We start from the raw sequence: 8,596 nt of genomic DNA, 5'->3' as shown, positions 1-8,596 counted from the left end.
CAGGCTCTCAGTACTCAGTCGAGCTTGAGGCCTCATGGGATCGTCGCCCAGACTCGATGGGTAGTAACATCATGATCACATTGAGAAACGATGAAACCGGCAAGGCGCCTGAGGAACTTACTGATGAGCTTCAACGCTTTGTAGAATGTGCAAGAGTCGCGGTGGGGTTTAGTCATAGCGGCAACACCTAACATATCGCTCCAGTACGTTCCGGCCCTTCGGGCCTCCACCGGATGCGGCTAACGCTGCGCCGCTTAGCTCAGACGTTGGGCCGTTTTGAACGCGGTCACGTATAAAAGGACATGAATGATTGAAGCAATCATTGCTCTGGTGTCTGCGACTGCTCTCTTGCTAGGTTCGCCTGGCCCTGCGCCGCTCGCTCTCGCCGGAACAAGTGCGGCCTTCGGCATTCGGCGGGGCCTGCCGTTCCTTCTCGGCATTCTTGCGGGGCTGTCCGTCGCTATTGTTGGCGCCACTGTTGGGCTGGCGGCACTATTTCAGGCTCATCCGTCTGCCCGGCTCTTCGTACAGGTCCTTGGCGCAGCATACATATGCTATGTGGCGCTAAAGATAGCCACGGGCCCGGTGGTAGATGCGGCTGAAAACGGCGGCCGTGCCGCACCGCGGTTCATGGACGGCTTTATCCTCAACCTGCTGAATCCAAAAGCCTATGCAGCCTTCTTGGCAGTGTTCTCGCAGTTCCTGCTACCGTTCCCAGAGCCGACCGCTGCTTTCGCTACGACGGCTTTCATTTGCTTGCTCGTTGCTGCAGTAGTTGACTTCGCATGGCTCTGCTTCGGCGGGATCATCGGCCCGCTATTCAGAAGGCCACGGGCCGCACGAGCCATGCGGGTCACGTTCGCCGTTGCCATGGTTGCTGCTGTTCTGTGGGCACTTGTGCAGTGAAGCGCTCATCATTGCGAATCAACAGGCGCTGGTGCCGATCGTCCAAGGCCCCCGTGGCGGCTTTCCCGCGTGATTGCCCATCCAAACCGGTCGCTTCGCATCGCCCCGCCTTCGGAACTCCCGTCTCTCTGAAATAGCGCTATATCGTTCGGGAGAATCACACCAGGCCATCGAAGTTACTTTCTACGTCGCTGATCAGGACATGCGGCGTCTGTTTCCGGCTGGTGGTTTAGCTTCAAGGGAGATGTTGACTATGCAGATCTATTGGACTCTAAAAAGTGTTCCGGAACTGGAGGACGCTCCTCGGCGTGAGCGGGGGAGACGGTGGCAACGGGCGTATCACAAGACTTTGCGCCACGGCGTGACCTGGATCTCGCTCTTGCTGTGCGCCCTCCTCGGCGCGATTGACGCCTACCTGGGTCAGTCCCTGGGATCGGGCATTGCCGGCGCCATGATCGGCGGCGCGGCCGGGGGCTTTGTCTTCTTCCAGATAACCACTTTCGTTGCACGAAAGCACCACCCCGCAATACTGCTCGGAGAGGACGAAAAGGGCAGCAACGCGCCCCGTGGATGACCCCGCATCCGAGCGCTATGTAAACATGCAAACATGAGAAAGCCTGCAGGCCCGCACATGGAACACTCAGGAGAGCGCTTTACCGTAACGGTTGATTACGGGTTGGAAGAATACAAACAGTTTGTGCGGGACTTCCTGCCGCAGTACCTGGAGAGCAGGCACGGGAATCGAAATCGGTATTGGCCCTGGAACTGGCCGGTGACCGAGAAAGCCATGATGTTCATCCTTGTTCCACTGATCTTCAAGTGGAAGAAGTCCAAAGTAGGCGTTTGCGAGTTCACATTCAGCAAGAGCGGCCTGACCCGCCGGTCCAGAAGCGGAAGCGCGTATCGCAGCTGGGACCAGGTCCCGAGAGTGCACGAACTGTCGACGGCCTACCTCATAGAGCTCGATTCTGGCGGGGCGATGCCATTGCCGTATCGTGTTCTCACGGAATCCCAGCGGGCGCTTTTCGACTCCTTCGCGGCTCGGGCCGGATAATGCAACCGCCCTTGAACGCGCGGTTTTGCCGGCCTACCCTGTGGGTCCGACTCGTGGTCAAGGGGCCTTTGTTGGATTGATCAGGAGGGTAGGTGATGGACGGTTTCCTGCGCAGACAGAAGGTCGACGTATCGCGGTCGTTTGCGGTCTTGCTGTTCGTGGCGTCGGCATGGAGCCTGATGAACAGCCTGAGCAATTTCGTGATGCCGGGATTCGCGCTCGACGCCTCTTTCATCGTCAGCCTGCCGTTGGCTCTGGGGCTGTGGCACTATCGACCGTGGGCGCGGATTGGCTTGATTGCCCTGGTTTGGCTGGGCAATCTGGTTTTCGCCGCGGCGCTTCTGTTCGCCCTCGCGGGCGATGTTCGGCTTTCGGTGACCATACGCTACGAGGTGATCGCCGATCCCACCCCGGCCCAGATCGCCTTTGTCTTCTTCATGCTCACGATCCTGGCGGGCTTTCTCACCATGGTGGTCCATTCCGGCAAGTTCCGCGAGGAAGTTCGCGCCGGTGCGCATTCCGATGCGGAATGGTCGGGCCTGGAAACGAGGTCCTGATTGGATGATTGAAGACGCACCGCGACTTGCTTTGAGGCGCCAACTGCTCGGCCTGCTGGGCTGGCTGGTGCTGTGCTTTGCCGTTTCGGCCCTGGGCGCTGTGGCCTCGCTGAATGCGTCCGATTTCTATGCGCGCCTCACCCAGCCCGACTGGGCGCCGCCGGGCTGGCTGTTCGGGCCGGTGTGGACGACGCTGTACGCGATGATGGCCGTTTCCGCCTGGCTGGTCTGGCGTGAAGGTGGGTTTGGTTGGCAGGGCCTTGCCCTTGGCCTGTTTCTTGCGCAGCTGGCGCTCAACGGACTATGGAGCTGGCTGTTCTTCGCCTGGCACCTGGGTGGCGTGGCTTTTGTCGAAGTGCTGGTGCTCTGGCTGGCCATCGCCGCAACGCTCGTCGCCTTCTGGCTCGTTGCCCCGCTGGCGGGGGTCCTGCTCCTGCCCTATCTGGCTTGGGTAAGCTTCGCCGCCGTGCTCAACTTCTCGGTCTGGCGCCTCAATCCCGCCCTCCTCTAGCCTCGCCACAATCCCGCCACCTTTCGGCCCGTTTGCGGCCTCCTTCGCCGCCTATTGTCGTTGCACTCCGGGCCAGGCCCGACCCAAGACGAGGATGAGTGCATGAACGATGGAATCGAGACTTCAGCTAGTCGATCCAAAGTACCGTGGCGCGTGATCGGCTGGGGTTCAGCCGCCGGCCTGCTACTGCTGCCGGTGGTTGCCATGCAATTGACCGACGCAGTGCGCTGGACGCTTGGCGACTTCGTTCTCGCCGCCCTGGCCCTGGGGGTGACCGGCCTGGCGCTGGAGCTTGCCTTGCGGATTGCGCCGGATACCGCGAGCCGACTCGGCTTTGCGCTGGCCCTGGCCGGCGCCCTTTTGATGGTGTGGATCAACGCGGCGGTGGGTATCATCGGTCCATCGGCAAACGACGCGAACTTGCTCTACGGATTCGTCCTGCTCATGGGCCTGTTGACCGCTGCGCTGGGAAACTTCCAGCCTGTGGCCATGGTGCGGGCCATGCTGGCTACGGCGAGTGCCCAGGTCCTGCTGACTGTCGTTGCCATCGTCGTGGGTCTGGGCCAGCCCGAGACCTCCGCGTTGGAACTGGTTGCGGTCAACGGTTTCTTCATGCCGTTCTGGCTGGGCTCGGCCCTCTTGTTCCGCCTGTCGCCTAGAATGACGGAAGATCCATGAGAGCAAGACTGATGCCGGACGCCATCAACCTGCGTGAAAAGCTGGCGTGCTTTTCCGAACACTGGTCGCCGCGCGTGGTCGCGGAGATGAACGACTACCAGTTCAAGCTGGCCAAGTTCGAGGGCCGCTTCGTCTGGCACAGCCACGACGACACCGACGAGGTCTTCCTCGTGCTGGCCGGGCGAATGGGCATCGAGTTGCGCGACGGCTTGGTCGAGCTGCGAGCGGGCGAGATGTACGTCGTGCCGCGGGGCGTCGAGCACCGGCCCTTTGCCGAGGAGGAGTGCCATGTGTTGCTCGTCGAACCACGCGGCGTAGTCAACACGGGCGACGCCGACGGCGAATTGCGGGCCGAAAACGACGTCTGGGTGTAGAGCCGGCCCCGTCCAGGAGCCCGCCGTCCCGGGGACATGCCATCGCCGGTTTGGCTAGACGACGAGCGCGCGGGCTGACCGCAGACCTCCGCGCCGATTCTGCGCTAAGCTTTTCGAATCGAAAAGACGGATCAAGCGCCGGAGGCACCGATGTCCATTCACGAACCCCATCGCGTTCATCGAACCGTGTGGCTGCGCGCGGCCGTCATGGGCGCCAATGACGGCATCGTTTCGACTTCCAGCCTGATCATCGGGGTGGCCGCGGCGAGCACCACGCACGAAAACATCCTTCTGGCGGGTGTCGCCGGGCTGATGGCCGGGGCGATGTCGATGGCCGCCGCCGAGTACGTTTCGGTCAGCTCGCAGGCCGACACCGAGCGGGCCGACCTGGAGATCGAGCGGCGTTCCCTGCGGGACAACCCCCAGGATGAACTGAAGGAACTGGCCGATATCTATCGCGACCGGGGGCTCGACGACGAACTGGCCCACGAAGTGGCCCGCCAGCTCATGGACAAGGACGCCCTGGGCGCGCACGCGCGCGATGAGATCGGGATCTCGGAGACGACCAGCGCCCGTCCGACCCTGGCCGCGCTGTCCTCGGCGGCCACGTTCTCGGTCGGTGCCGGCCTGCCGCTGGCCGTGGCGTGGTTCGTGCCGCTCGGTATGGTGATTCCGGCGGTGGCCGGTTCCTGCCTGCCGCTGCTGGCCGCCCTCGGAGCCATTGCCGCGAGAACGGGCGGCGCCTCCAAACTCAAGGGCGCGGCCCGGGTCGCGTTCTGGGGCACCCTGGCGATGGCGGTGACCGCCGGCGTGGGCCGGCTGTTCGGGGTCGTGGCGTGAACCTTCGAGGCTGCGCGGCCTAACCCATCATGAAGTAGGCGGCGTAGCCGACGATCAGGGCCGGAATGCCGGTGTAGAGCGTGGCCACGATGGCCGCCCTGGGCGCCAGGGCGATGGCCGGGAACAGGGCGTCGCCGTCGTTGCTGATGGCGTTGGCGAACAGCGCCGCCATCGGAATGGCGCCGGTGAGATACAGCGTGGTGACGATGATCTGCGGGCCGCAGCCGGGCAGGAAGCCGACCAGCGCGGCGATCAGGGGCGTCAACGGCGCCCAGACCGCGAACCAGGAATTGAGATCGGCGCCGGTGAAATGCACGCCCAGCTCGAAGAGCAGGAAAGCGGCGATCACCCACACCGTGACGAAATTGGTGTCGTTGATCACGCGCGAGGTCGGCGTGGGCTGCGGTTCGGCGAGGTCGTTGGGGTTGGCCGCCGTGTACTGGTGGCCGGGGTCGGAAGACAGGTGCGCGGCCCACATCATCAGCGCCAGTACGCCGCCGGCGAAGCCCAGCAGGGTGACGGGCTGGTAGACGGACAGGCCACCGAACCAGGTGTTGGGATCGACCTGCATGGCGATGGGCACGGCGAAGACGACGCCCGGCAGCATCAGCGCTACCCAGATGGGATGCAGGGCCTTGACCGAGGCGGGCCGGTGGCGGCCGGCTTCCGCGCGGCGCTTGGCCTCCTCGGGGGAGGTCAGCGACTGCTGGCGCATGAACTCGCGGCCGTGGATGGCCTCCAGCACGTAGCCGCTGAGGCTGCCCACGACCATGCCCAGGCCGAAGACCATCAGCCCGGTCATCGGCTCGCGGGCCAGCAGCAGGAAGGCCGCGTCGCCCATGGTGGCGGTGAGCACCGCGATCAGCGCGCCGAAGCCCACGTGACCGTTGACGTACTGGGTGACCACCACGATGGCGCCGCCGCAGCCGGGCAGTGCGCCGAGGAAGGCGGCGATGGGAACCTGCGCGCGCGGATGACCGGTCAGGTACGCGGCCATGTCGAAATTGAACAGGCGCTCGGCGCCGTAGATCAGCGCCAGGGTGAAGGCCACGAACACGCTGACCTGCAGGTAGGCCTCGCTGATGGTCGCCACCATGATCTGGCCGGCCTCGGGAAACAGCAGGCCCAGGCCGAGCAGGCAGCCGGGAATCAGGATGCGCCACGACAGCGATTGCCTGCCCCAGTCCTGGAGGTCGTTGAGCCCGCGCTTTGCGGCCATGATGAACGCGGTCATGGGATCGGTCCCGTTCAATTCGCCAAAGTCTAATCTTCCAGCCTCAAAAATAGGGCAAGTCGGGTGACGATTCAATTAAGGGACCGCCCTTCGCCTTGCCCGAAGCCCCGTCCGCGGATAGATTAGGGACTCTTCCAATCGACCTGGAATGCCAGGGGGAACCCGCCATGAGTGCCGAAGCCGGCAGCGTCCGCCTGTCTTCGATTGCCCAGATCGCCATGACGGTCTCCGATGTCGAAAAGGCCCTGGCCTTCTACCGCGACGTCCTGGGCTTGAAGCTCCTGTTCAGTGCCGGTCCGCAACTGGCTTTTCTCGAAGCCGACGGCGTCCGCCTGATGCTGTCGACGCCGCAGGGCGCGGGCCAGATCGGGGCGAATTCGATCCTTTATTTCCGCGTCGCCGACATCGAGACGGTTCACCGGCGCCTGGTAGAGCGCGGTGCCGCCGACGAGCGCGCGCCGCAGCTGGCCGCCGAGATGCCCGACCATGCGCTGTGGACGGGATTCCTGCGCGACCCTGACGGGAACCTGATCGGCCTGATGGAAGAGAAGCCGCTGCGGTGAGTGCCAAGACCATCCTGGTGCTCGGTGCCACCGGCGCAACGGGCCGGCGCCTGGTCGCCGAGCTGCTCGCCCGCGGGCATCGGGTTCGCGCCATCGTGCGCTCGAGTTCGCGCCTGCCGGCGGAACTGCGCGGCCACCCGCAACTGCAGGTGATCGAGGGCAGCGCGCTCGAACTGGGCGAAGCGGCCCTGGCCCAGGCGTTGGCCGGCTGCGATGCCGTCGCCTCCTGCCTGGGTCACAACCTGAGCCTGCGCGGGATGTTCGGCCCGCCGCGGCGCCTGGTCACCGATTCCGTTGCGCGCGTCCACTCGGCGCTGGCCGACACCCGGCCCGAGCGCCCGGTTCGCGTGGTGCTGATGTGTTCGGCCGGCGTGCGCAACGCCGATCTCGACGAGCGCGTTTCCATTGCCCAGCGATTCGTGCTGTTGTTGCTGCGCTTTCTTCTGCCGCCCCACGCCGACAACGAACAGGCGGCCGAGTACCTGCGATCGACCGTCGGGCGCGAGGACGCGGCCGTCGAGTGGAGCGTGGTTCGGCCCGACACGCTGCAGGAAGGCGACGAGGTCAGCGACTACGAACTGCACCCCTCGCCGACGCGCAGCGCCCTGTTCAATGCCGGCGAAACCCGGCGGGTGAACGTGGCGCACTTCATGGCGCGACTGGCGACCGACGATGCGGCCTGGGATGAATGGCGATACCGGATGCCGGTCATCTACAATTCCGAGAAACAAGAGGGAGACGCATGATCGGCGACAACCGGGAAACCTATGGCACCATCAGCCGTCTGCTGCACTGGGGCATGGCGCTGCTGTTGGGGTGGCAGTTCCTCTCGGCAGGATCGCACCTGCTCTTCGACGACACCGCGATCGAGGCTTTCTTCTGGCCCACGCACAAGCCGGTCGGGCTGCTGCTGTTCGTGCTGATCATCCTGCGCGCGATCTGGGCCCTGGCGCACCTGCGCGCTCGGCCGCCCTCGGTCAATCGGCTGGCCACGGCCGGCCATGTGGTGCTGTACGCGCTGGTGACCGTGATTCCCGCGCTGGCGCTGCTGCGGCAGTATGGCTCCGGCCGTTCCTGGGAGCCGCTGGGGCTCCCGCTGTTCCCCGGCTTCGAGGGCGAGAAGATCGAGTGGATGATGGCGCCGGCGAACCTGCTGCACAGCTGGCTGGGCTGGACGCTTCTGGTGCTGATCATCGGCCATGTGTTCATGGCCGCCTGGCACCGGCGCCGCCCCGACCAGCCCGACGTGCTCAAGCGCATGTGGTGACGGCCGAGACCGCGCAGCGACTCTGGCAGCGGCACAAGTATTCCGTGCTGGCGCGTGACGAGCGCGCCTACCGCGCGATCGGACCGGCGGTGGCCCGGGCCGAAATCGCAAGCGCGGAATTGGCTTCGAAACTCGACGAGCTGCTCGCCCGGCCGCCGAGCGCGGGCGGCCTGCGCAACGCCGTCGAGCACATGTGGGGGCACGTATCCGACCGCGCCGAACGCCATCGCACGGCCATCGGCGACGATCCCTTCGCCCTGCTGGCCGCCGTTGCGCACGAGGCGCGGCGACAGGACAATGCCTACCTGCTCGAACAGACCGCCTTGAGCGAGCTGTTCCGGTGGCAGGATGGGTGAGACCCGGACGCAGACCGAAAGGAGGCTGCCGATGCCCCACTGGCTCTATCTCGCGATCGCCATCGTCGCCGAAGTCGTCGGCACGTCCTTTCTCAAGAGTGCCGAGGGCTTCACCCGACTGCTGCCTTCCGTCCTGGTGGTCGTTTTCTAACTCATCGCTTTCTTCGTCCTGGGCCCAGGGACCCTCTGAAAGAGTCTGCGCGGGCGCGACGCGGTCTTTGCGGGAGGCTCCGTTTCGGCTTCGGTGAGCGTGGTT

General features: G+C 64.8%; 14 protein-coding genes and 1 pseudogene. 14 read left to right on the top strand and 1 reads right to left on the bottom strand.

What is annotated here, in order from left to right; genetic code table 11:
- The 9 genes from DZC52_RS15600 to DZC52_RS03785 form a co-directional block, all read left to right on the top strand.
- Window positions 1-191 (top strand): hypothetical protein (locus DZC52_RS15600; protein WP_220338261.1); only part of this gene is annotated, 191 nt, incomplete at its 5' end.
- Window positions 192-306: 115 nt separating this feature from the next.
- Complete coding sequence (locus DZC52_RS03820) at window positions 307-906, top strand: LysE family translocator (RefSeq protein WP_116649800.1); 600 nt, start codon at window positions 307-309, stop codon at window positions 904-906.
- Between the two features lie 253 nt (window positions 907-1,159).
- A complete protein-coding gene (locus tag DZC52_RS03815; protein ID WP_116649802.1) occupies window positions 1,160-1,480 on the top strand; it encodes a hypothetical protein in 321 nt (106 codons plus the stop codon).
- 33 nt (window positions 1,481-1,513) lie between these two features.
- Window positions 1,514-1,960 (top strand): YcxB family protein, encoded by a 447-nt coding sequence (locus tag DZC52_RS03810; protein ID WP_147307600.1) that lies wholly within the window; start codon window positions 1,514-1,516, stop codon window positions 1,958-1,960.
- A gap of 95 nt (window positions 1,961-2,055) precedes the next feature.
- Window positions 2,056-2,517: a hypothetical protein gene (locus DZC52_RS03805; RefSeq protein ID WP_116649798.1), complete on the top strand. Its 462-nt coding sequence runs from the start codon at window positions 2,056-2,058 to the stop codon at window positions 2,515-2,517.
- Window positions 2,518-2,521: 4 nt separating this feature from the next.
- Complete coding sequence (locus DZC52_RS03800; protein WP_116649797.1) at window positions 2,522-3,028, top strand: TspO/MBR family protein; 507 nt, start codon at window positions 2,522-2,524, stop codon at window positions 3,026-3,028.
- Between the two features lie 102 nt (window positions 3,029-3,130).
- Entirely contained in the window at window positions 3,131-3,706 is a 576-nt protein-coding gene (locus DZC52_RS03795) for a hypothetical protein (protein WP_147307599.1), read from the top strand.
- On the top strand, window positions 3,703-4,080 hold the full coding sequence (locus tag DZC52_RS03790) for a cupin domain-containing protein (RefSeq protein WP_245960753.1): 378 nt from the start codon (window positions 3,703-3,705) through the stop codon (window positions 4,078-4,080). Before DZC52_RS03795 ends, DZC52_RS03790 begins: the two co-directional genes overlap by 4 nt.
- A gap of 150 nt (window positions 4,081-4,230) precedes the next feature.
- The gene (locus tag DZC52_RS03785; protein WP_116649795.1) at window positions 4,231-4,920 is read left to right on the top strand and encodes a VIT1/CCC1 transporter family protein; all 690 of its coding nucleotides are present in this window, start codon (window positions 4,231-4,233) and stop codon (window positions 4,918-4,920) included.
- Between the two features lie 19 nt (window positions 4,921-4,939).
- On the opposite strand, the gene DZC52_RS03780 is transcribed toward DZC52_RS03785, so the two are convergent.
- The gene (locus DZC52_RS03780; protein WP_116649794.1) at window positions 4,940-6,154 is read right to left on the bottom strand and encodes a putative manganese transporter; all 1,215 of its coding nucleotides are present in this window, start codon (window positions 6,152-6,154) and stop codon (window positions 4,940-4,942) included.
- Window positions 6,155-6,321: 167 nt separating this feature from the next.
- On the opposite strand from DZC52_RS03780, the gene DZC52_RS03775 reads away from it, so the two are divergent.
- From DZC52_RS03775 to DZC52_RS03755, 5 genes and pseudogenes are all read left to right on the top strand, one after another.
- Window positions 6,322-6,717, top strand: a complete 396-nt coding sequence (locus DZC52_RS03775; RefSeq protein WP_116649793.1) for a VOC family protein — start codon at window positions 6,322-6,324, stop codon at window positions 6,715-6,717.
- The gene (locus tag DZC52_RS03770; RefSeq protein WP_116649792.1) at window positions 6,714-7,463 is read left to right on the top strand and encodes an NAD(P)-dependent oxidoreductase; all 750 of its coding nucleotides are present in this window, start codon (window positions 6,714-6,716) and stop codon (window positions 7,461-7,463) included. Before DZC52_RS03775 ends, DZC52_RS03770 begins: the two co-directional genes overlap by 4 nt.
- Window positions 7,460-7,984, top strand: coding sequence for a cytochrome b (locus DZC52_RS03765; RefSeq protein ID WP_116649791.1), 525 nt, complete (start codon window positions 7,460-7,462; stop codon window positions 7,982-7,984). The genes DZC52_RS03770 and DZC52_RS03765 overlap by 4 nt, the downstream gene beginning before the upstream one ends.
- The gene (locus DZC52_RS03760; protein WP_181918759.1) at window positions 7,981-8,340 is read left to right on the top strand and encodes a DUF1722 domain-containing protein; all 360 of its coding nucleotides are present in this window, start codon (window positions 7,981-7,983) and stop codon (window positions 8,338-8,340) included. The genes DZC52_RS03765 and DZC52_RS03760 overlap by 4 nt, the downstream gene beginning before the upstream one ends.
- Before the next feature lie 31 nt (window positions 8,341-8,371).
- Window positions 8,372-8,473 (top strand): annotated as a pseudogene (locus tag DZC52_RS03755) (SMR family transporter); the annotation flags it as partial.
- Window positions 8,474-8,596: the final 123 nt, after the last annotated feature.

This window comes from Wenzhouxiangella sediminis, assembly GCF_003410055.1.
Lineage (GTDB): Bacteria > Pseudomonadota > Gammaproteobacteria > Xanthomonadales > Wenzhouxiangellaceae > Wenzhouxiangella > Wenzhouxiangella sediminis.
This window is presented reverse-complemented; position numbering and strand designations above follow the sequence as displayed.

Coding starts and splice junctions, on each gene's coding strand:
- DZC52_RS03820 (WP_116649800.1), top strand. CDS start 307: ATGATTGAAGCAATCATTGCTCTGGTGTCTGCGACTGCTCTCTTGCTA.
- DZC52_RS03815 (WP_116649802.1), top strand. CDS start 1,160: ATGCAGATCTATTGGACTCTAAAAAGTGTTCCGGAACTGGAGGACGCT.
- DZC52_RS03810 (WP_147307600.1), top strand. CDS start 1,514: ATGAGAAAGCCTGCAGGCCCGCACATGGAACACTCAGGAGAGCGCTTT.
- DZC52_RS03805 (WP_116649798.1), top strand. CDS start 2,056: ATGGACGGTTTCCTGCGCAGACAGAAGGTCGACGTATCGCGGTCGTTT.
- DZC52_RS03800 (WP_116649797.1), top strand. CDS start 2,522: ATGATTGAAGACGCACCGCGACTTGCTTTGAGGCGCCAACTGCTCGGC.
- DZC52_RS03795 (WP_147307599.1), top strand. CDS start 3,131: ATGAACGATGGAATCGAGACTTCAGCTAGTCGATCCAAAGTACCGTGG.
- DZC52_RS03790 (WP_245960753.1), top strand. CDS start 3,703: ATGAGAGCAAGACTGATGCCGGACGCCATCAACCTGCGTGAAAAGCTG.
- DZC52_RS03785 (WP_116649795.1), top strand. CDS start 4,231: ATGTCCATTCACGAACCCCATCGCGTTCATCGAACCGTGTGGCTGCGC.
- DZC52_RS03780 (WP_116649794.1), bottom strand. CDS start 6,154: ATGACCGCGTTCATCATGGCCGCAAAGCGCGGGCTCAACGACCTCCAG.
- DZC52_RS03775 (WP_116649793.1), top strand. CDS start 6,322: ATGAGTGCCGAAGCCGGCAGCGTCCGCCTGTCTTCGATTGCCCAGATC.
- DZC52_RS03765 (WP_116649791.1), top strand. CDS start 7,460: ATGATCGGCGACAACCGGGAAACCTATGGCACCATCAGCCGTCTGCTG.